At 64.0% G+C, this 19,062-nt stretch carries 23 protein-coding genes and 2 tRNA genes; 12 read left to right on the forward strand and 13 right to left on the reverse strand.

Annotation, left to right across the window (positions count from 1 at the left end; all coding sequences use genetic code 11):
- Positions 1-741, forward strand: a complete 741-nt coding sequence (locus V1261_RS10335) for a hypothetical protein (protein ID WP_329771658.1) — start codon at positions 1-3, stop codon at positions 739-741.
- 9 nt (positions 742-750) lie between these two features.
- Here the strand turns inward: V1261_RS10335 and V1261_RS10340 are convergent, their stop codons facing one another.
- Positions 751-1,659: a dienelactone hydrolase family protein gene (locus tag V1261_RS10340; RefSeq protein ID WP_329771660.1), complete on the reverse strand. Its 909-nt coding sequence runs from the start codon at positions 1,657-1,659 to the stop codon at positions 751-753.
- 27 nt (positions 1,660-1,686) lie between these two features.
- Positions 1,687-4,497, reverse strand: coding sequence for a DNA polymerase I (gene polA / locus V1261_RS10345; RefSeq protein WP_329771661.1), 2,811 nt, complete (start codon positions 4,495-4,497; stop codon positions 1,687-1,689).
- A gap of 133 nt (positions 4,498-4,630) precedes the next feature.
- Here polA and V1261_RS10350 point away from each other — a divergent pair, with 133 nt between their 5' ends.
- The 3 genes from V1261_RS10350 to V1261_RS10360 are packed head-to-tail and all read left to right on the forward strand — an operon-like array spanning position 4,631 to position 6,777.
- On the forward strand, positions 4,631-4,972 hold the full coding sequence (locus V1261_RS10350; protein ID WP_329771662.1) for a hypothetical protein: 342 nt from the start codon (positions 4,631-4,633) through the stop codon (positions 4,970-4,972).
- 6 nt (positions 4,973-4,978) lie between these two features.
- Positions 4,979-5,950: a homoserine kinase gene (locus V1261_RS10355; protein WP_329771663.1), complete on the forward strand. Its 972-nt coding sequence runs from the start codon at positions 4,979-4,981 to the stop codon at positions 5,948-5,950.
- A 5-nt stretch (positions 5,951-5,955) separates the two neighbouring features.
- Positions 5,956-6,777 (forward strand): BPSS1780 family membrane protein, encoded by an 822-nt coding sequence (locus V1261_RS10360; RefSeq protein ID WP_329771665.1) that lies wholly within the window; start codon positions 5,956-5,958, stop codon positions 6,775-6,777.
- 3 nt (positions 6,778-6,780) lie between these two features.
- Here V1261_RS10360 and trmD read toward each other — a convergent pair whose 3' ends face one another.
- From trmD to rpsP, 3 genes are all read right to left on the reverse strand, one after another.
- Complete coding sequence (gene trmD / locus V1261_RS10365; protein WP_329771666.1) at positions 6,781-7,542, reverse strand: tRNA (guanosine(37)-N1)-methyltransferase TrmD; 762 nt, start codon at positions 7,540-7,542, stop codon at positions 6,781-6,783.
- Positions 7,543-7,555: 13 nt separating this feature from the next.
- Positions 7,556-8,131 (reverse strand): ribosome maturation factor RimM, encoded by a 576-nt coding sequence (rimM, locus tag V1261_RS10370; protein ID WP_329771667.1) that lies wholly within the window; start codon positions 8,129-8,131, stop codon positions 7,556-7,558.
- Between the two features lie 74 nt (positions 8,132-8,205).
- Complete coding sequence (gene rpsP, locus V1261_RS10375) at positions 8,206-8,457, reverse strand: 30S ribosomal protein S16 (protein ID WP_329771668.1); 252 nt, start codon at positions 8,455-8,457, stop codon at positions 8,206-8,208.
- A 148-nt stretch (positions 8,458-8,605) separates the two neighbouring features.
- Here rpsP and V1261_RS10380 point away from each other — a divergent pair, with 148 nt between their 5' ends.
- Genes V1261_RS10380 through moaA form a run of 3 tightly spaced genes read left to right on the forward strand, consistent with a single transcriptional unit; the run spans position 8,606 to position 10,849 of the window.
- Complete coding sequence (locus V1261_RS10380; protein ID WP_329771669.1) at positions 8,606-9,136, forward strand: GNAT family N-acetyltransferase; 531 nt, start codon at positions 8,606-8,608, stop codon at positions 9,134-9,136.
- Positions 9,133-9,813 (forward strand): RluA family pseudouridine synthase, encoded by a 681-nt coding sequence (locus V1261_RS10385; protein WP_329771671.1) that lies wholly within the window; start codon positions 9,133-9,135, stop codon positions 9,811-9,813. The genes V1261_RS10380 and V1261_RS10385 overlap by 4 nt, the downstream gene beginning before the upstream one ends.
- Before the next feature lie 52 nt (positions 9,814-9,865).
- A complete protein-coding gene (gene moaA / locus V1261_RS10390; protein ID WP_329771672.1) occupies positions 9,866-10,849 on the forward strand; it encodes a GTP 3',8-cyclase MoaA in 984 nt (327 codons plus the stop codon).
- Between the two features lie 24 nt (positions 10,850-10,873).
- Here moaA and mog read toward each other — a convergent pair whose 3' ends face one another.
- The 6 genes from mog to mobB are packed head-to-tail and all read right to left on the reverse strand — an operon-like array spanning position 10,874 to position 14,550.
- A complete protein-coding gene (mog, locus tag V1261_RS10395; protein WP_329771673.1) occupies positions 10,874-11,458 on the reverse strand; it encodes a molybdopterin adenylyltransferase in 585 nt (194 codons plus the stop codon).
- Entirely contained in the window at positions 11,458-12,669 is a 1,212-nt protein-coding gene (locus tag V1261_RS10400) for a molybdopterin molybdotransferase MoeA (RefSeq protein ID WP_329771674.1), read from the reverse strand. The genes mog and V1261_RS10400 overlap by 1 nt, the downstream gene beginning before the upstream one ends.
- Positions 12,670-12,681: 12 nt before the next feature.
- Positions 12,682-13,275: a molybdenum cofactor guanylyltransferase MobA gene (gene mobA, locus V1261_RS10405; RefSeq protein WP_329771676.1), complete on the reverse strand. Its 594-nt coding sequence runs from the start codon at positions 13,273-13,275 to the stop codon at positions 12,682-12,684.
- A complete protein-coding gene (locus V1261_RS10410; RefSeq protein ID WP_329771678.1) occupies positions 13,272-13,733 on the reverse strand; it encodes a molybdenum cofactor biosynthesis protein MoaE in 462 nt (153 codons plus the stop codon). Before V1261_RS10410 ends, mobA begins: the two co-directional genes overlap by 4 nt.
- Positions 13,734-13,735: 2 nt before the next feature.
- A complete protein-coding gene (locus V1261_RS10415; protein ID WP_329771680.1) occupies positions 13,736-13,984 on the reverse strand; it encodes a MoaD/ThiS family protein in 249 nt (82 codons plus the stop codon).
- Positions 13,985-13,992: 8 nt separating this feature from the next.
- Positions 13,993-14,550 carry a molybdopterin-guanine dinucleotide biosynthesis protein B gene (gene mobB, locus V1261_RS10420; protein ID WP_329771681.1) on the reverse strand — a complete coding sequence of 186 codons (558 nt, stop codon included), beginning with the start codon at positions 14,548-14,550 and terminating at the stop codon, positions 13,993-13,995.
- A gap of 16 nt (positions 14,551-14,566) precedes the next feature.
- Here mobB and moaC point away from each other — a divergent pair, with 16 nt between their 5' ends.
- Positions 14,567-15,046: a cyclic pyranopterin monophosphate synthase MoaC gene (gene moaC, locus V1261_RS10425; protein WP_329771683.1), complete on the forward strand. Its 480-nt coding sequence runs from the start codon at positions 14,567-14,569 to the stop codon at positions 15,044-15,046.
- A gap of 31 nt (positions 15,047-15,077) precedes the next feature.
- On the opposite strand, the gene V1261_RS10430 is transcribed toward moaC, so the two are convergent.
- Together V1261_RS10430 and V1261_RS10435 are read right to left on the reverse strand one after the other, a co-directional pair.
- Entirely contained in the window at positions 15,078-15,626 is a 549-nt protein-coding gene (locus tag V1261_RS10430; protein WP_329771684.1) for a peptidoglycan L,D-endopeptidase MepK, read from the reverse strand.
- Positions 15,627-15,761: 135 nt separating this feature from the next.
- The gene (locus tag V1261_RS10435) at positions 15,762-17,324 is read right to left on the reverse strand and encodes a L,D-transpeptidase family protein (RefSeq protein ID WP_329771686.1); all 1,563 of its coding nucleotides are present in this window, start codon (positions 17,322-17,324) and stop codon (positions 15,762-15,764) included.
- A 186-nt stretch (positions 17,325-17,510) separates the two neighbouring features.
- Between V1261_RS10435 and V1261_RS10440 the strand changes: the two genes are divergently transcribed.
- The 4 genes from V1261_RS10440 to V1261_RS10455 all read left to right on the forward strand — a co-directional run.
- A complete protein-coding gene (locus tag V1261_RS10440; protein ID WP_329771687.1) occupies positions 17,511-18,443 on the forward strand; it encodes a nucleoside recognition domain-containing protein in 933 nt (310 codons plus the stop codon).
- Positions 18,444-18,535: 92 nt separating this feature from the next.
- Positions 18,536-18,611: transfer RNA gene (locus V1261_RS10445), tRNA-Gly, on the forward strand.
- Between the two features lie 72 nt (positions 18,612-18,683).
- Positions 18,684-18,757, forward strand: a tRNA-Cys gene (locus V1261_RS10450).
- A gap of 114 nt (positions 18,758-18,871) precedes the next feature.
- Positions 18,872-19,062: helix-turn-helix domain-containing protein (locus tag V1261_RS10455; protein ID WP_329771688.1), on the forward strand; the 191-nt coding region annotated here is incomplete at its 3' end.

A 19,062-nucleotide genomic window follows, 5' to 3' on the forward strand; every position in this document is an offset into this window, starting at 1 on the left:
ATGAAGACTCAGCGCACACAGACTACTGACCGCCTTGGTAGACGGTTCTGGCGCAGGCACTGGATACTGCCTGCCAGCCATGCTTTCACCTTGTGCGTGCTGTTTGGCTTGGCCATACCGGATGATCCTTGGGCCTGGCTGTTTGGTGCCTTTGTCGGCCTGATGCTGGGCGCGTTCTGGGCTGTAGTGCTTGATCTGGCAGGCCGTACATGGCGACGCTGGAACAAGTCACGTCCTGAGGCGTTGCTGACAGAGCGCTCCCCTGCTCCTCAGAAAAAGGCAAAGATTGAGCAACCCCGTACCAGCAAGAAAAATTGGCTGCACACTCTTTCTTTTGCCATTGACACTCAGCGCGCCAACCTGCAAACGCGCGTCAGACGAGCCCGCAGGAAGAAGGCCGTCCGCGCCGCTGAGCTGCAAAGACAACGTGAAATCGCCAAGTGGAAAAGCCCTAGTATGCCGGAACCGGACTATACACCGCCATCGGCACCCTCTGCTTCACATGCGCCGGCCCGCAAGAGTGCAGATACGAACCCGCTGCTGTCAGCTGCTGTCAGTGCCGCCACTGGCAGCACCTTGCTAGGATGGGCTGCTGGCGGCTCTCTGGGCGCTGCCATGCTGGGAGATGCATGGCACAAGCATCGCAACAAGGCAGGATTAGAGCAAGCCGCTGAGACATCTGGACCTGTCTGGCGTGCACCAGTTTCCACATGCTCGCATGACGATTGCGAAGAGGACTGACAAACGGAGTCAGCGCACGCCGTTATTCTTGAACCAGTCCAGCATCGCCTTCCAGCCATGCTTCGCATCCTGCTCGCGATAACTCGGGCGGTAATCGGCATGGAAGGCGTGCGGCGCATTCTTGTAGACACCGATCAGGCTCTTGCGTGCCGCCGCGTTGCCCTGCTCTCCCGCCGCCTTGAGCGCGGCTGACATGCGATCCACCGTGTCCATCGGGATACCGGTATCAGCCTCCCCATACAGGCCCAGCACCGGTGCCTTGAGCTGCGCCGCCAGATCCACCGGCTGTTGCGGCGTCAGCGCGGTCTTGTCGCCGATCAGACGGCCATACCAGGCCACGCCGGCCTTGACCTGCGGGTTGTGCGCCGCATACAGCCAGGTCATGCGACCACCCCAGCAGAAGCCGGTCACGCCCAGACGACTGGTATCGCCGCCTTGCTGGCCAGCCCAGCGCACCGTGGCATCCAGATCTGCCAGCACCTGCGCATCCGGCACCTTGGCGATCACCTCGCGCATCAGCGTGGGAATATCGGTGTAGCTGGCGGCATCGCCCTGGCGCACAAACAGCTGCGGCGCAATCGCCAGATAGCCCTGGTGCGCCAGCCGGCGTGCCACATCGGCAATATGCGCATGCACGCCAAAGATTTCCGACAGCACCAGCACCACCGGCAGATTTTTTCCGCCCTTGGGCGCGGCGCGGTACGCCGGCATGGCAAAGCCGTTCACGTCGATGCTGACATCGCCGGCTTCCAGCCCGTCGGTGGAAGTCACGATCATGGTCTGGGCGCTGACCGGTTGCACCGCCGCAGCAAAGAGGCCACTGGCCATGGCGGCCTGCAATACGGTGCGGCGGCTGGTGCCCGTCTGGCCTGCGGGCAGCAGCGCCATGGCATCGTGGATCTGGTCGCGGTTCGGCATGGCTTGTCTCCAGTTGTGGTGAAAAAATCAGTGCGCCTGTTCCCAGTTCGGGCCAAAGCCGATTTCGGCCAGCAGCGGCACGCGCAGCTGCGCCACCTCGGCCATGATGCGCGGCACTTCGCTGCGTACCCAATCGATCTCGGCTTCGGGCACCTCGAACACCAGTTCGTCGTGCACCTGCATGATCATGCGCGTGGCGTAATCGCCAGAATCCAGCACACGCAGCACCTCGACCATGCTCTTCTTGATCAGGTCGGCGGCCGTGCCCTGCATCGGCGCGTTGATCGCGGCGCGTTCGGCGCCGGCACGGCGCTGGCCGTTGCCGCTGCGGATATCGGGCAAATACAGGCGGCGGCCAAACACGGTCTCGACATAGCCCTGGTCGCGCGCCAGTTCGCGCGTGCGCTCCATATAGGCTTGCACGCCCGGGTAGCGCTCGAAATAGCGTTGGATATAGTTGCGCGCTGCCGTGTTGTCGATGCCGAGCGACTTGGCCAGGCCAAAGCTGCTCATGCCGTAGATCAGGCCAAAGTTGATCACCTTGGCATAGCGGCGCTGTTCGCTGCTGACCTGGTCTGGCGCCACGCCAAACACCTCGGCGGCAGTGGCGCGGTGCACGTCGGCGCCGGTCTCGAAGGCATGGATCAGCGCCGGATCCTCGCTGATATGCGCCATGATGCGCAGCTCAATCTGGCTGTAGTCGGCGCTGGCAATCACCTTGCCTTCGGGCGCGACAAAGGCCTCGCGGATACGGCGGCCTTCCGGCGTGCGCACCGGAATGTTCTGCAGGTTGGGATCGTTGCTGGACAGTCGCCCCGTCACGGCCACTGCCTGCGCGTAGTTCGTATGCACGCGCCCGGTCACCGGATCGGCCAGGCCGGCCAGCTTGTCGGTATAGGTGTTCTTCAGCTTGGACAGGCCGCGGTATTCCAGGATGATGCGCGGCAGCGGGAAGTCCTCGGCCAGCTTTTCCAGCACCTCTTCATCGGTGCTGGGCGCGCCAGTCGAGGTCTTCTTGATCACCGGCAGGCCGAGCTTGCCAAAAAAAATCTCGCCAATCTGCTTGGGTGATCCCAGGTTGAAGCTCTGTTCGGCCGCCTCGTGGGCCTGTTTTTCCAGCTCCAGCAGGCGCATGCCGAGCTCATTGCCCTGGCGCGCCAGCTGCTGCGCATCCACCAGCACGCCTTCGCGCTCCATGCGGAACAGCACTTCGCTGGTGGCGATTTCCAGCTCGTAGATGGCGCGCAGCTCTGCATCCTGCTCCAGCTGCGGCCAGAGCACCTGGTGCACCTGCAGGGTGAAATCGGTATCTTCACAGGCATAGTGCGTGGCCTTGTCGACCGGCACCTGGCTAAACGGGATCTGGCTGGCACCCTTGCCACACAGCTCCTCGTAGCTGGTGCCGTCGCGGCTCAGGTGGCGCAGCGCCAGGCTTTCCAGGCCATGTGGGCGATGCGCTTCGAGCACATAGCTTTGCAGCATGGTGTCGTGCACATAACCGCGCACCTGCACGCCATGGTTGGCAAACACATGGCGGTCATACTTGATGTGCTGGCCCAGCTTGGCGCGGCTGGCATCTTCCAGCCAGGGGCGCAGCGTGTCCAGCACCAGCTGCAGCGGCAGCTGCTCGGGCGCATCCATGCCATCGTGCGCGATCGGGATATACACGCCCTCGCCCGCCACGGTGGAAAAACTCATGCCCACCAGCGTGGCCTGTAGCGCATTCAGCGAAGTGGTTTCGGTATCGATCGCGACCAGCTCGGCCTGCTGCAGCTGCTGCAACAGGTCCGTCAGTTGCTCCTGCGTGGTGATCATGCGGTAATCGACGGAGGCCGGTGCTGCTGCTGTTTCAGCGGTAGCTGGCGAAGCAAACAGGTCCACGGTATCGCCGCTGTTGGCAGCCGCTGGCTGGTTCTCGTCCGGCAGCGCCTTCAGCAGCGAACGGAACTGATAGCGCGTGTAGAAATCGCGCAGTGCCGGCACGTCGGGTGTTTTCAGTGCCAGCGCGTCCATTCCGGGCAGGCCATCTACCTGTGCCGACAGGTCGCAGTCGGTGACGATGGTGACCAGCTTGCGGCCGGTCGGCAGCCAGTCGGCCGCCTTGCGCAGGTTCTCGCCGGCCACACCCTTGATCTCGTCAGCGCGCTCCATCAGCGCATCCAGCGAACCGTAGGCGTTCAGCCACTTGGCCGCTGTTTTCGGGCCCACCTTGTCCACGCCGGGCACGTTGTCGATGGTGTCACCGACCAGCGTCTGGTAATCGACCATCAGCGCCGGCGGCACGCCAAATTCGGCCGTCACGCCGGCCACGTCACGCACCTTGCCGCTCATGGTATCGATAATGCTGACACGCTCGTTGACCAGCTGGCTCAGGTCCTTGTCACCGCTGGACACCACCACGCGCATGCCACGCTCGGAGCCGATGCGCGCCAAGGTGCCAATCACGTCATCGGCTTCCACACCTTCAATCGCCAGCACCTGCCAGCCCAGCAGCCGCACCACATCGTGGATCGGCTCGATCTGGCTGCGCAAGTCGTCCGGCATGGGTGCGCGCTGCGCCTTGTACTCAGGATAGATTTCGTTGCGGAAAGTCGTGCCCTTGGCGTCGAACACGCAGACCGCGTAACTGGCGGGATAGGCCTTGGTCAGCGACTGCATCATGTTGACCATGATGCGCAGTGCGCCGGTCGGCTGCTGCGTGCCGTCAGGCAGCGGCACGCTCCAGTTACCGCCGGCATGGAAGGCGCGGTAGATATAGCTGGAACCATCGACCAGCAACAAGGTGTTGTCCGGCGTGGCCGGATCGGAAATGACGGGGGTGGCGGAGGATTCTTGCATGGAGGCATTGTGCCTGCAAAGCGTCTCGCCGGGACATCTCCCCGCAGCCTGTCACCCGGCGGTAATCGTTTAAAATCGAAACATTGCGCCAGCCATGGGTCCATGCCGTGCGCCTCCTTCAGCGACTCACAGCATGAAACATTCCCTGACGCTTTCCGCCCTGGCGGCTACCCTGGCGCTTGCGCTGGCCGGCTGCGCCCAGACCGGCCAGCAGACCCGTGCCGGTAATGAACTGGCGGCTCCGGTCACCGTGACCAGCACCGGCCAGGCCGAACCGATGCAGGCTGGCGACCAGCGCATCGAACGCATCCACCACAGCGATGCCGGCGGCGCGGTCGACGAACTGCGCGTGGGCGGTGAAACCCGCAGCCTGGTCGTCACGCCCAGCCGCGCCGGCGCCTATGAAATCAAGCCTACTACTCCCACCCCGAGCACCAGCAGCGGCCAACGCGTCTGGAACCTGCTGAAATTCTGAGCATCCATGGCAGTTTATACGGACGTCTCGCTGGAGGCGGCACAGCCGCTGTTCCAGCGCCTCAACCTGGGCACCCTCACGCAGCTGCGTGGCATCCAGGGCGGTATCGAAAACACCAACTATTTCGCCACCACCGATCAGGGCGAGTATGTGCTGACCCTGTTCGAGCGCCTGACGCACGAGCAGCTGCCCTACTACCTGTACCTGATGCAGCATCTGGCCAAGCGCGGCATTCCGGTGCCGTTGCCAGCCAGCGATGCCGAAGGCGAAATCCTGTTCACGCTGTGCGGCAAGCCCGGTGCCGTGGTCGAGAAGCTGCGAGGCAGCAGCCAGCTGCAGCCGCAGGCCGTGCATTGCAGCGCGGTGGGCAGCACGCTGGCACGCATGCACCTGGTCGGCCAGGACTTCAACCGCGAGCAGCCCAACCTGCGCGGCCTGCCGTGGTGGAACGAGGTCGCACCGCTGGTCTACCCGCACCTCAATGAGGAGCAGACCGAGCTGCTGGGCTCCGAACTGGCCTACCAGAACCATGTGGCCGCTGGCAGCGCCTACGCCGCCCTGCCGCGTGGCCCGATCCACGCCGACCTGTTCCGCGACAACGCCATGTTCGATGGCGAGACGCTGACCGGCTTCTTCGATTTCTACTTTGCCGGCAATGACAGCTGGCTGTTCGATCTGGCGGTGTGCCTGAATGACTGGTGTGTCGACCAGGCCAGCGGCGCCCTCGACCTGACCAGGGCCAGCGCCTTCATCGACGCCTACCAGTCGGTACGTCCGCTGCAGGCTGCCGAGCGCGAGCTGCTGCCAGCGATGCTGCGCGCTGCCGCGCTGCGTTTCTGGATCTCGCGCCTGTGGGATTTCTACCTGCCGCGCGAAGCCAGCATGCTGGTACCGCACGACCCGACCCACTTCGAGCGCGTGCTGCGCCAGCGCATTGCCCATCCGCTGACGCTGGCGAACGCGCCGGTGCTGGCCTGAGTCGCATGCAGCTGCAGCTTGTCCCTGCCAGCCGTGGCTTCGCCTGGATGCAGCAAGGCATCCGCACCTTTGGCAAGCGTCCGGTCGCCCTGCTCGGCCTGTTCATGATGTTCCTGCTCGCCATGAGCATCCTGGCGATGATCCCGTGGATCGGGCTGGCATTGGCGCTGGCCTTGCTGCCGGCGGTCACGCTGGGCTTCATGACCGCCACGCGCACCGTGGCACACGGCAATTTCCCGATGCCGACGGTACTGCTGACCGCCTTCCGCGCCGGCCGCGCGGAGCTCAACGGCATGCTGCTGCTGGGCAGCGTCTATGCGCTGCTGTTCGGCCTCAGCATGGCGCTGACGCAGCTGATCGATGGCGGCCAGTTCCTCAAGCTCTATATCCTGGGCGTGGAAAGCACGCCGGAAGAAATCCGCCAGATTGCCAGTGATGGCAGCTTCCAGCTGGCGACGCTGGTGGCGGCGGTGAGCAACGTGGTGATTGCCATGCTGTTCTGGCACGCACCGGCGCTGCTGCACTGGCACCAGGTGCCTGCCGTCAAGGCGATGTTCTTCAGCCTGGTCGCCTGCATCCGCAATTTTCCGGCCTATGTGCTGTTCTTGCTTGGCTGGCTCGGCCTGACGATGGCGCTGATCTTTGGCCTCTCGATGCTGATCGCCTCGGTATTCGGCACCTTGGCCGCGGCAGTGCTGATCCAGCTGGTGGTGATGGTGGTCACCAGCATGTTCTTTGCTTCGCAGTACTTCAGCTATGTGGATTGCTTTGTCGAGGCCACGGCGCTGGATCAGCAGGAGCGCAGCCAGCCGCCGCCGCTGGCCTGAGCCTCAGTCCTGACGCGAGGCCAGCCAGGCCTCATCTTTCGCATCCAGCAGACCCTGGGCACGTGCCGCCGCCAGCAGTTCCGGACGGTGCTGGCGCGTCAGGCGCAGGCTCTGCTCACGGCGCCAACGCGCAATCGCGGCATGGTTGCCGCCCAGCAGCACCTCGGGCACGGCTTCGCCTTCCCAGATTTCCGGGCGCGTGTAATGCGGGCAATCCAGCAGGCCATCCAGCGCCGGATTGAAGCTGTCCTGGATATGGCTGGCCTCGTCCTGCAGCACGCCGGGCTGCAGCCGCGCCACGGCATCGAGCAGGGTCACGGCGGCAATTTCGCCACCGGAGACGACAAAATCGCCCAGGCTGATCTGCCGGTCCACATGGCGATCGATAAAGCGCTGGTCCATGCCTTCGTAGCGACCGCACAGCAGGATCGCGCCACGGCTCTCGGCCCAGTGGCTGACGCCGGCATGATCGAGGCGTTCGCCAATCGGGCTGAACAGCACCACCGGTGCCTGTTCACCTTCGGATTCGGCACGATCGGTACGGATCGCTTGCAGGCAACGCGACAGCGGCTCGGCCTGCATCACCATGCCGGGGCCGCCACCAAACGGGCGGTCATCGACACGGCGGTAATTGCCTTCGGCAAAATCGCGCAACTGCCACAGGCGTACCTGAACCTGGCCGCTGGCATAGGCGCGGCGCGTCACGCCGCTGTGCAACCAGGGCTCAATCAGTTCCGGGAACAGGGTGATGATGTCGAAGCGCATGGACGAATCGGGCTCAGTAATCAGGCTGCCAGTCGGCCACAATGCGCTTGCCGGCTACATCGACTTCATCGACAAAAGCCGCGACGAAGGGAATCAGGCGCTCGACCGTCTTCTCCCCGTCCTGCGCCTCCAGCACCAGCGTGGTCTGCGGGCCGGTCGCCAGCAGGTCCTTGACCGTGCCCAGCGCCACGCCTTCGCGGTTGGTGACGGCACAGCCGATCAGGTCGACCCAGTAGAATTCGCCCTCTTCTGGCGGCGGGAAGGCCGAGCGCGGCACGCAGATGCGCGCGCCCTTGAGCAGTTCGGAGCCATTGCGATCGGGAATGCTGCGGCTGTGCGCCACCAGGCCATCACCATGCTCGCGCACCTGCGCCACATCCAGCGCCAGCGTGCCAGTGAAATGGCGCGCGCCGCGTTCGGCCGGCAGCAGGTACCACTGCTTGCAGGCAAACAGCGCCTCGGTCAGCGCGTTGTAGGGAATCACGCGGAACCAGCCCTTGATGCCCCAGGCTTCGCCAATACGGGCGACTTCGACCGCATCTTCGGGCAGTTGGGCGGGGCTCAGCAGGCTTGTCAGGTCAATGCTCATGGCTTTATTCGGCAATCAGGAAAAACAAAGCCCAGTGGATCGCACTGGGCTTTGCTCGTCAAGTGACGGATGGATCAGGCAGCGGTCTTGGCCAGCTGCTTTTCCAGGCGTTGCACGGTGGGGGACACCTGTGCACCAACGCTCTTCCAGTAGGCCAGACGGTCCTGGGCAATGCGCAGGCCTTCGGTGCTTTCCTTGGCGCTGGGGTTGTAGAAACCGATGCGCTCGATGAAGCGACCGTCGCGACGCACGCGCTTGTCAGCCACAACAACGTTGAAGAACGGACGGCCCTTGCTGCCGCCGCGGGAGAGTCGAATAACGACCATGGTGATATCCTTTGGGTGGTAAAAATTCTTCCAGCGTTTGAGACACGCGACTGGCCACCCGGCCAGCGACACACTGAAAACACAAGATTATAAACGCAGACCTCCTGCTTACTCAAGCCCAGCGCTTTTTTCTCTCCGATTCCGTTCCATGTCTGCAACGCCCCTGATCCGGCCGGCCACCGAGGCCGACATTCCACGCATCACCGCCATCTATGCCTACCATGTGCTGCACAGCACCGGCACTTTTGAAACCGAAGCTCCTTCCCCCGAACAGATGCGCCAGCGCATCGACGAAGTGCACAGCCGTGGCCTGCCCTGGCTGGTGGTGGAAATCGATGGCCAGGTGCAGGGCTTTGCCTACTGCAACTGGTTCCGGCCACGCGCCGCCTTCCGCTACAGCGCCGAAGACAGCATCTATCTGGCGCCTGATGCCGTCGGCCAGGGCCTGGGCACGCAGCTGCTGGGCGAACTGATCCGCCAGGCCGAAGCACTCGGCATCCGCAAGCTGATGGCGGTGATTGGCGATTCGGACAACCACGGCTCGCGCGGCCTGCACCGCAATTTCGGCTTCAGCGAGGTCGGCATCATCCGCAATTGCGGCTGGAAGCATGGGCGCTGGCTCGATATCGTGATGGTCGAGCGCGTGCTGGGTGACGGCGCGGAGACGCTGCCCGAATGAGCACCGCACTGCCTATTGTCTATTGCGACGAGGCGATGATCGTGCTGGACAAGCCGTCCGGCCTGTTGTCAGTGCCCGGCCGTGGCCCGGACAACCACGATTCGCTCAGCGTGCGCGTGCAGGCGCAGTTTCCCGATGCGCTGATTGTGCACCGGCTGGACATGGGCACCAGCGGTCTGCTGCTGATGGCACGCGGCATCGAGGCGCAGCGCACGCTGAGCCTGCACTTTGCCGAACGCCGCACGCACAAGCGCTATGTCGCCATCGTGCAGGGCGAACTGCCACTGCTGCCGGACTGGAGCACGATTGACGCACCGCTGATCGTGGACTGGCCGAACCGCCCGCGCAGCAAGGTCGACCATGCCATCGGCAAGCCGAGCGTGACGCACTGGCGTCGGCTCGGGCCGCAGGACGCATGTGCGGGACTGGCGGCCGATTTCTTCCGGCCGGCACAGCCGCACAGCGTGCTGGACCTGGAGCCGGTCACCGGCCGCTCGCACCAGCTGCGCGTGCACCTGTTGTCCATCGGACACCCGATTGTGGGCGATACCCTGTATGGCGATGCCGCGAATCAGGCCATGGCAGCGCGTCTGCTGCTGCACGCCTACGCGCTGCAGATCCCGCATCCACTCAGCGGCCAGCCCATGGATTTCTGCTGCCCGACCCGATTCACCTGATACGCGTAAGCCCTCCCTCTGTACGGATTCTAAAAACAGCGACAATCGCTGCATGACTATCAGCCTGCAAGACCGTTTTGGCCGCACCATCGACTACCTGCGCGTATCGGTGACGGACCGCTGCGACCTGCGTTGCAGCTACTGCATTCCCAAGGGATTCCGCGGTTTCGAGGAGCCGGAGAACTGGCTCACCTTTGACGAGGTCGAGCGCGTGATCGCCGCCTTTGCGCGCATGGGCACGACGCGTTTCCGCCTGACCGGCGGCGAGCCACTGCTGCGCCGCAATCTGCCTGAGCTGGCCGCGCGCATTGCCGCCCTGCCCCAGGTGGAAGACCTCTCGCTCACCACCAATGGCACACAGCTGGTCAAGCATGCGCAGGCACTGCGTGATGCCGGCGTGGACCGCCTCAACGTGAGTCTGGATTCGCTGCGTGGCGAATGCGTGCAGCAGATCACCGGCAGCGACACGCTGGAGAAGGTGCTCAACGGCCTGCAGGCCGCCAAGGACGCCGGCTTCACGCGCATCAAGATCAATATGGTGCCGATGGTCGGCGTGAACGATATCGACCTCGACGCCATGGTTCACTTCTGCATGGAGAACGATTTCGTGCTGCGCCTGATCGAGGCCATGCCGATGGGCCACACCGGCCGCGAAACACAGGGCCTGTCGCTGACCGATCTGACCTGGGAGCTGCAGCAGAAATACGGCCTGATCCCGAGTGAGGCCAAGCTCGGCGGTGGCCCGGCGCGCTACTGGACCAGTCCGGATTCCGGCTTCACGCTGGGCCTGATCACGCCGATGTCGCAGCATTTCTGCGCCGCCTGCAACCGCGTGCGGCTGGCAGTGGATGGCACGCTCTACATGTGCCTGGGCCAGGAGCAGAGCTTTGAGCTGCGTCCGCTGCTGCGCGCCGGCTGCTCGGATGCAGAGCTCGAAGCCGCCATCCGCGAAGCCATCGAGCTCAAGCCGGAACGCCACGAGTTCCAGGAAAAGCCCGAGCAGACGATCCGCTTCATGTCGATGACCGGCGGCTGAGGCACCGGTCTCGGCCGGTTCGCCTTACTTCTTTTTCGGACGGAAAGCCGTCACGTATTCGGCGTGCGTCTCGATATACGGGCCGCCCATCAGCTCGATACAGTACGGCACCGAGGCAAACACGCCGTGCACCAGCACCGCACCATCGTCAGCGCGCACGCCTTCCAGCGTCTCGCGGATCGACTTGGGTCGACCGGGCAGGTTCAGCATCAGGCAGGTGCCGCGTGTCACGCCCACCTGGCGTGACAGGATCGCCGTCGGCACGTAGTGCAGGCTGACCTGGCGCATCTGTTCGCCAAAACCGGGCATGACGCGATCGGCCACGGCCAGCGTGGCTTCCGGCGTCACGTCACGCGGCGACGGGCCGGTGCCACCGGTGGTCAGCACCAGGCAGCAGCCGCGCGTATCGGCCAGCTCTTTCAGCGTGGCTTCGATCACCGGCTGTTCGTCGGGAATCAGCCGTTCCTCGAACTGCACCGGATTGCGCAGCGCTGCCTGCAGCCACTCGCGCAGCGCCGGCAGGCCCTCGTCCTGGTAGACACCGCTGCTGGCGCGGTCACTCACCGAAACCAGGCCGATGGTGATTTCAGGCAGGGTCGATTCGGTCATCACAGCACTCCTTTGCCGGGCAGCGGGTAGACCGTGAGCGTATCGCCCACGGCTACCGGGGTATCGGGCAGCATCTCGATCAGCACATTGGCCGCCACGCAGGCCGACAGCATGGCCGAGCTCTGGCCCTGCAGCGCACGCACGCTCCACTGGCCGTCCGGGCCCACGCTGGCCACGCCGCGCAGGAACTCGCGACGCGGTTCACGCTTGCTGCGCTCAAAGCTGGCCGTGGCACGGAAGCTGAGCGGATCGGTCTGGGCCAGGCCTTGCATGCGGCGCAGCGCCGGTGCCACTAGCATGAAGAAGGTGACGAAAGTCGCCACCGGGTTGCCCGGCAGCATGAAGATCTGGGCGCGGCCGGATTGGCCCCAGGCAAACGGCTTGCCGGGCTTGATGGCCAGCTTCCAGAACTCGATCTTGCCGATGCGCAACAGCGCATTGCGCACATGGTCCTCTTCGCCGACGGAAACGCCACCGCTGGTCAGGATCACATCGGATTGTTGCGCTGCCGCTTCCAGCCGCTCGCTGGTGACCTGGGCGTCATCGGGCAGCGCACCGCCATCGACCAACTCGACCTGCATGCCCGCCAGCCAGGCCAGCATCTGGAAGCGATTGGCATCGTAAATCTGGCCCGGGCCAAGCGGCTGGCCCGGCTCGCGCAGCTCGTCACCGCTGGAGAAGACCGTGACGCGCAGCGGGCGCAGCACCGGCAGGCTGGCATGGCCCTGGCTGGCAGCCAGGCCGATAGCGGCTGCATCCAGTCTGGTGCCGGCGGCCAGCAGCTGGCTGCCAGCGGCATATTCTTCGGCACGGTAGCGGATATGCTGGCCGGCGCGCGCGGCGCGCTGCAGCGTGATTTCTCTCTCACCGGCCTCGACCTCTTCCTGCGGCACCACGGCGCTGGTGCCAGCGGGCACCGGCGCACCGGTAAAGATGCGCACCGCCTGGCCCGGCTGCAGCTGCACGCCTTCGGCGCTGTCGCCGGCGGCAATACGGCCGACCAGGCTGAACTGCAGTCGGTCGGCCTGCGGATCGGCGATGGCGTAGCCATCCATGGCGCTGTTGTCGAATTGCGGCGTGTCGTAGCTGGCGGCAACATCGGCGGCCAGCACCCGGTCCACGGCCTGCGTCAGCGGCAGCACCTGGCTGTCGGTCACGGCGGGCAGGGAGGCCAGCAGCTGCCGGCGAGCATCGTAGTAATCAAGAAGCATGGTGTCTCGGAATCAGGGTTGTTCAAGCCGGGCCAGTGTCTGCGGATCATTGGCATTGGCAAAATCGGTGGCCGTCGCAAACGGCACGGCGGCAGCGCGGCGGCCTGCGATCCAGCCACGCAGGCTGCGGCCGCCCTGCATCAGGTAGTCCGGCACGCTGGCCACGACGGACCATTGTGCCAGCAGACAGGCGGGCTGCACTCCCTCCTTGGTAGAGGGGTAGACCAGTTCGAGCGAGGGATCCTGCTGCAGCGCCCGCAGCAGGTGCGCCACCAGATCTGACGGCAGATGCGGCGTGTCACACGGCACCAGTTGTAGGTAATCGGGCGCTGGGTCAGCCACGTATTGCCCGACCAGCGTAGCCAGCGCCGCCAGCGGGCCCATGCCTTGCCAGCGTTCAGCATCGCGCATGACCGGTGCACCCAGCGCCTGGTATTCCGGCAGATGGCGGTTGGCACTGATCAGCACCTGCTGCACTTGTGGCTGTAGCCGCTCCAGCACATGCTGCGCCAAGGGCCTGCCCTTGAAAAGCACTTGGCCCTTGTCCTGGCCGCCCATGCGCCGCCCTTCTCCGCCGGCCAGCAGCAGGCCGAGCACCTGCGTCATGCCTGCCAGCGCTCGCGCGCCGCGTCATCGCTGGATTTGGCGGCAACCCAGCTGTGGCTACCGTCAGCAAATTCCTCGCGCTTCCAGAACGGCGCCTCGGTCTTGAGAAAGTCCATCAGGTATTCGCAGGCCGCAAATGCGGCACGGCGATGTGCCGATGCCACCAGTACCAGCACGATGCCCTCGCCGGGCGTGAGCCGGCCCACGCGGTGGATCACGCGACAGGCCGATACCGGCCAGCGCTCAGCAGCCTGTTGCGCAATGCGCTCGATCTCGCCTTCGGTCATGCCGGGGTAGTGTTCCAGGTGCAGCGCCGCCAGCGGATGTTCCTGATCGTGCGCTCGTACCATGCCCTGAAACGCCACCAGCGCGCCGGCATCACCGGCTTCTGCCAGCAGCAGGCGTTCTTCCTGTTGCAGGTCGAATGCGGCTTCCTGCACCGTCACCTTCAGCCACATGCTCAGCCTCCCGTGACCGGCGGCAGGATGCCGACTTCGGCACCATCCGGGATCGGCATGTCTTCGTAAGCCATCTGGCGGTTCACCGCCACGCGGAACACCTGGCCCGGCGCGAGCGCCTCGGCCCACTGGGCATCACGGCTGCGCAGTTGCGCCAGCAGCTGTTCGGTGCTGCCGCCCTGCCATTCGAGCTGCTCCTGGTCACAGCCCAGCTTGTCACGCAGCATGCCAAAGTAAAGAATTCGAATCATGGTTGGGGTCACTTCTGTTGCTGTCGCTGCAGCCACTGCTGCAGGAAATCGGCCACGCCTGGCACATCGTCCAGGTCCAGCCAGGCGATGCCCGGCGGCGCGCCCTCCGGTCCGGGGGCGGCGTCACTGGCTACGGCAATGATATGACAGTCCGTCGGGTAGCGCGGCAATGCGCCTACCGCTGGCCGGTAAATCTCGATCTTGGGAATCGCCAGCTGTTTCTGCCCTTCCACCAGCACCAGATCGACTGGCGCCAGCCGCTGCAGTTGCTGTTGCAGCGTCGGCATCTCGGCGGTCTCGGCAAACAGGCCCCAGCGATACGGTGATACCACCATCACCTCCTGCGCACCGGCACGGCGGTGGCGGTCGCTGTCCTTGCCCGGCACATCCAGCACGATGTCATGGTGGCTGTGCTTGATCACCGAGACCGAGACGCCACGCGCCCGCAACACCGGCAGCAACTGCTCCAGCAGCGTGGTCTTGCCGCTGCCAGACCAGCCCACCATGCCCAGCACCGGTGGCAGGCCCGGCACAGCCGCTACACTTGTCGGATTCTCTTCAGCCATATTCCTTGTTTTCCCCATGAGTGAACTGACCCATTTTGACAGCACCGGCCAGGCCCATATGGTCGATGTCGGCAGCAAGGCCGAAACCCGCCGCATTGCCACCGCCACCGGCCATATCACCATGCAGCCGGACACCTTCGCCATGCTGATGAGTGGCAGCGCGAAGAAAGGCGATGTGCTGGGCGTGGCACGCCTGGCCGCGATCCAGGGCACCAAGCAGACGGCGCAGCTGATCCCACTGTGCCACCCGCTGGCGCTGACCCATGTGGGCGTGGAGTTTGAGCCCGAAGCCGCACTGCAGCGCATGCACCTGCGCGTGACGACCGAAACCGTGGGCCGTACCGGCGTGGAAATGGAGGCCCTGAGCGGCACCATGGCCGGCCTGCTGACCATCTACGACATGCTCAAGGCGGTCGACCGCGGCATGGAAATTGGCGGCGTGCGCCTGCTCGAGAAGATCGGCGGCAAGAGCGGACACTGGCAGGCACCGGCCTGATCCTGCTGTCTGGCCGCGCGCTGCCTTGGGCTTACCAGTAGCGTACGCGGCCGGTATCGATATGCACGAAGTTGTCGCGCGGGTAGTAGCCAACGCCGCCAGCCTGCAATGACTTGGCGGCATCGCGCAGTTCCGCCAGCGGCACGCCGGTCATGCGGATATCCACCGCCTTGCCCTGCGTGTGCAGGCTCTGCTTGGCGACGCCACCACCGCGCGTCGTGCGCAGGCGCTCGTTGGTAGCCGGGCTGCGGTAGCCGGAGATGATCTCGAACGGGGCATTCGTTGCCAGCAGGCCGCGCACCTGGTGCATGATGTCGTACAGGCGCGGATCCATGTCACCGGGAATGCCGGTGTAGTGGTCACGCAGGAAATAGTTCAGGCGGCTGATCGATTGCGGCAGGAAATCTTCCCCTACCGCATAGACCAGCGACAGGCGCTCGTTGGTGTGCAGATGGTCTAGTGACAGCCGGCGCTGACCGTAACCGAATGCCGCCATCGCAGGCGCTGCCTGCATCACCAGCCCGCCTGCCGCTACGGCGCGCAGGCCCTGTCCCAGAAAACCACGGCGAGAAGATCGCATACCCTGTTGCTCCAACTGCAAAACCTGTGTTTTGGCTGCAGATGGCTACAGATAGACACAGGTTTGATACTACTTAACCTGTCATTGTAGGCAGCAGGGTTATTCGGCGCCAGCGGTTTTTTGTAACGCCAACGCCTACTTGGAGCTGACAGTTGCAGGACTGCGTTTGGCCAGCTGCTGTGCCAGCAGCTTGTCGTGGCCGTACAGGTCGGCAAAATAATGCGGCTTGCCATCAAGCACCACCGTGGTGCTATAAGTCAGCACCACCGGCAGTGGTTCCTTCAGGCGCGCAATCGTCGGCTTGGTACCGCCCATGGCCTTGGTGATGCGGTCCTTGGTCCAGGACGGATCATCCTGCAGCACGAATTGCGCCAGCTGCACCGGCTCTTCCACGCGCACGCAGCCATGGCTCAGGTCGCGCTTGTCGCGGTTGAACAGGCCAGTCGATGGCGTGTGGTGCAGATAGATGTTCATGTTGTTCGGGAACATGAACTTGACATCCCCCAGTGCGTTGCGCGGACCCGGCTTCTGGCGGATGCGGGCGCTACCGTTGAGCACCGCATTCAGGTTGGCTGCCGACGGGCTGCTGCTGACCGAATTGCCCTGCACGATCTCGAAACCCTGGCGGGCCATGTAGCCGGGATCGCGCTTGATGCGCGGAATGGTTTCGCTGCGCGCGATCGAGATCGGCACGTTCCAGTACGGGCTGAACTCGACGTAGGTCATGTCCTCGTCGAACATCGGCGTGCGCGTATCCAGCGTCTTGCCAACAATCACGCGCATGGTGACCTTGGGAATCACCTTGCCCTGGTCGATTTCATAGCCATACAGGCGGAATTGCGGCACGTTGACCACGATCATGCGCTTGCCCTGCGCCAGCGGCGTCCAGCGTGCGCGTTCCATCGCCAGTGCCACCTGCTGCGCGCGGGCATCCGGCGTGATATTGAGCGCATCAACGGTCTTGCGATCCAGCAGGCCATTGGCAGTCAGGCTGTGGCGGGTCTGGAAGGCCTTCAGGCCCTCGCGCAGGGCCGGTGTCAAGGTCGTGGGTGTACCGGCAGGCACGGCCGCCATATCACCCAGGGCAGCCAGGCGCTGCGCCACGATCGGCAGGCCAGCCCATGCCTGGTTGGCGGCAATCCGGCCCGATTTGGGCAGCGCCGGCAGCTTGCTTTCCCAGGCCGCATGGCCGGACAGCGCCTGCAGCTGGTGCAGCGCCTTGCGCAAGCTGGCGTACGCCGGGAACGACGGCGTGGCCGCCTTCCAGGCCTGGTTCAGGTCACCGCTGTCGAGCGCCTGTGCCAGCACCAGTTTCGGATCAAAGGCGGTGCGGTGGCTGTCGTTGTAGTTTTCCTTGAGCACGCGCGGATCGACGCGGCCATTGTGCAAGTCCTTCAGGTAGCGCTCGACCGACTGATTCAGCCGCTGGTCGAGACTGGCTGCCTGCTCCGGCGTCAGGCTCTGCCCCTGGGCCTGCTGCAGCGCCTGTGCCAATGCGGTAACGCCGTAATCAGCTGGATGAAGGCCTTCACCCGCTGATTTCTGCAGGGTCGCCAGGGCCTGTTGCGCCTGCGGGCGCAACGTGCCTTGCGCATTGATCCAGCTGGCGGCCTCCGCCCACGGACTCAGGGCCAGCAGGCTGCAGCCGGTCAGCACGGACAGGCAGGATCGGGACAAGGTGATAGCGGGCATCTGCATATACGACTCCATGCGTATCAGGGATCACGGTAGCAAACGGGAAAGTGCCACAAAATGGCTATCAATGTAGCACGCGCGTTCCGTGCGTCCGTGTAGGATTCGGGCTTTCCCGAGGCTATTCCCGCAGAAATGGGTCGTAAACAGGTACATGATCACGCATTGCCCTGCCGACTCCCTGTCCCGCATATGCTGATCGACATCATCCTGCAAGCCGGCCGCGCCGGTATCGAGTTTTCGCTGTTCGTGATGCTGCCCATCATGATCGTCATGCTGTTCCTGATGCGGCTGATGGAGGCGCATGGCTGGCTGGACTGGATCGTGCAGAAACTCACGCCGGTACTGCGACCTTTCGGGCTGGGCGGTCTTGGTATTTTTGCCGCGCTGCAAGTCAGTCTGGTCAGCTTTGCCGCGCCGGTGGCCACGCTCAGCATCATGGACCAGCGCGGCATTTCGCCACGGCAAATTGCCGCCACGCTGGCGATGGTGTTTGCCATGGCGCAAGCCAATGCTTCGTTCCCGATGATGGCGATGGGGCTGGATATCGGCGTGACATTGCTGCTGTCGCTGGCCGGTGGTCTGGCGGCGGCAGCCGTGACCTGGCATCTGTTCGGACGCAAGTTGTCAGACCAGGAAGCTCCCGCCTCCGATACCCTGAACCATGCCACCGTCAGCGGTGGCAAGGGCTTGCTGGACGTCATCAACGCCGCCGGCTCCGAAGCCTTCAAGATTGCGCTCGGCGCGATTCCGATCATGGTGCTGGCGCTGGTGGTGGTCGGGCTTTTGCAACGCAGCGGCAGCATTGACTGGCTGACCACTGCGCTGACGCCCCTGCTCACGCTGCTGCATATTGATCCGGTGCTGGTGCTACCCACGCTGACCAAGTACCTGGCCGGCGGCAGCGCCATGCTGGCCGTCATGTCCGAACTGCACCGCACGGGCCAGGTCGATGCCGCCCTGATCAACCTGTCCGCCGGCTGGCTGCTGACACCGCTGGACCTGGCCGGCATTGCCGTGCTGATTTCTGCCGGCCGACGCATTGCTGCCGTCTGGAAGTATGCGGCGCTGGGGTCACTGGTGGGGATGGTGGTTCGGGTGGTGGGGCATGCGGTGCTGCTGTAAGGACCGCCATCCACATGTTTTTGACTCGGTGGTGAAAAAATTTTGCGGGCTTGTCAAAACAACAAAAAACGCGCTACAATAACTGCTTCAGCGCGGGAATAGCTCAGTTGGTAGAGCGCAACCTTGCCAAGGTTGAGGTCGCGAGTTCGAGCCTCGTTTCCCGCTCCATATTCCAGAAAAAGGGAAGCTCCTGCTTCCCTTTTTCATCAGTCAGCCAGCTGACTACAATGGAACCACTTTGGCGCGATAGCAAAGCGGTTATGCAACGGATTGCAAATCCGTCTAGTCCGGTTCGACTCCGGATCGCGCCTCCAAAAAACCACAGCAACTTCAAGCACTTAGCGGTGAAAGCCCTAAGTGCTTTTTCTTTGTCTGTGACCCGTCCTGCCATAGGTTGACACTTTTCTTCATCAGGAAAGGAAAGAGTCATGGAAACAAGGGTCAAGCGCACACAGCGCGATTACACGCTAGCCTTCAAGTTGGCCGTCGTGGAACAAGTGGAAAAAGGCGAACTGACGTACAGGCAGGCGCAGGCCAGATATGGCATTCAAGGACGTTCAACGGTGTTGACGTGGCTGCGCCGCCATGGTCGCCAGAATTGGGACTCCATGGCATCATC

Source organism: Brachymonas sp. J145, from assembly GCF_036312245.1.
GTDB classification, from domain to species: Bacteria; Pseudomonadota; Gammaproteobacteria; order Burkholderiales; family Burkholderiaceae_C; genus Brachymonas; species Brachymonas wangyanguii.

Excerpts from the sequence above, each read along its gene's own strand:
- V1261_RS10335 (WP_329771658.1), top strand. The coding sequence starts at position 1 with ATGAAGACTCAGCGCACACAGACTACTGACCGCCTTGGTAGACGGTTC.
- V1261_RS10340 (WP_329771660.1), bottom strand. The coding sequence starts at position 1,659 with ATGCCGAACCGCGACCAGATCCACGATGCCATGGCGCTGCTGCCCGCA.
- polA (WP_329771661.1), bottom strand. The coding sequence starts at position 4,497 with ATGCAAGAATCCTCCGCCACCCCCGTCATTTCCGATCCGGCCACGCCG.
- V1261_RS10350 (WP_329771662.1), top strand. The coding sequence starts at position 4,631 with ATGAAACATTCCCTGACGCTTTCCGCCCTGGCGGCTACCCTGGCGCTT.
- V1261_RS10355 (WP_329771663.1), top strand. The coding sequence starts at position 4,979 with ATGGCAGTTTATACGGACGTCTCGCTGGAGGCGGCACAGCCGCTGTTC.
- V1261_RS10360 (WP_329771665.1), top strand. The coding sequence starts at position 5,956 with ATGCAGCTGCAGCTTGTCCCTGCCAGCCGTGGCTTCGCCTGGATGCAG.
- trmD (WP_329771666.1), bottom strand. The coding sequence starts at position 7,542 with ATGCGCTTCGACATCATCACCCTGTTCCCGGAACTGATTGAGCCCTGG.
- rimM (WP_329771667.1), bottom strand. The coding sequence starts at position 8,131 with ATGAGCATTGACCTGACAAGCCTGCTGAGCCCCGCCCAACTGCCCGAA.
- rpsP (WP_329771668.1), bottom strand. The coding sequence starts at position 8,457 with ATGGTCGTTATTCGACTCTCCCGCGGCGGCAGCAAGGGCCGTCCGTTC.
- V1261_RS10380 (WP_329771669.1), top strand. The coding sequence starts at position 8,606 with ATGTCTGCAACGCCCCTGATCCGGCCGGCCACCGAGGCCGACATTCCA.
- V1261_RS10385 (WP_329771671.1), top strand. The coding sequence starts at position 9,133 with ATGAGCACCGCACTGCCTATTGTCTATTGCGACGAGGCGATGATCGTG.
- moaA (WP_329771672.1), top strand. The coding sequence starts at position 9,866 with ATGACTATCAGCCTGCAAGACCGTTTTGGCCGCACCATCGACTACCTG.
- mog (WP_329771673.1), bottom strand. The coding sequence starts at position 11,458 with ATGACCGAATCGACCCTGCCTGAAATCACCATCGGCCTGGTTTCGGTG.
- V1261_RS10400 (WP_329771674.1), bottom strand. The coding sequence starts at position 12,669 with ATGCTTCTTGATTACTACGATGCTCGCCGGCAGCTGCTGGCCTCCCTG.
- mobA (WP_329771676.1), bottom strand. The coding sequence starts at position 13,275 with ATGACGCAGGTGCTCGGCCTGCTGCTGGCCGGCGGAGAAGGGCGGCGC.
- V1261_RS10410 (WP_329771678.1), bottom strand. The coding sequence starts at position 13,733 with ATGTGGCTGAAGGTGACGGTGCAGGAAGCCGCATTCGACCTGCAACAG.
- V1261_RS10415 (WP_329771680.1), bottom strand. The coding sequence starts at position 13,984 with ATGATTCGAATTCTTTACTTTGGCATGCTGCGTGACAAGCTGGGCTGT.
- mobB (WP_329771681.1), bottom strand. The coding sequence starts at position 14,550 with ATGGCTGAAGAGAATCCGACAAGTGTAGCGGCTGTGCCGGGCCTGCCA.
- moaC (WP_329771683.1), top strand. The coding sequence starts at position 14,567 with ATGAGTGAACTGACCCATTTTGACAGCACCGGCCAGGCCCATATGGTC.
- V1261_RS10430 (WP_329771684.1), bottom strand. The coding sequence starts at position 15,626 with ATGCGATCTTCTCGCCGTGGTTTTCTGGGACAGGGCCTGCGCGCCGTA.
- V1261_RS10435 (WP_329771686.1), bottom strand. The coding sequence starts at position 17,324 with ATGCAGATGCCCGCTATCACCTTGTCCCGATCCTGCCTGTCCGTGCTG.
- V1261_RS10440 (WP_329771687.1), top strand. The coding sequence starts at position 17,511 with ATGCTGATCGACATCATCCTGCAAGCCGGCCGCGCCGGTATCGAGTTT.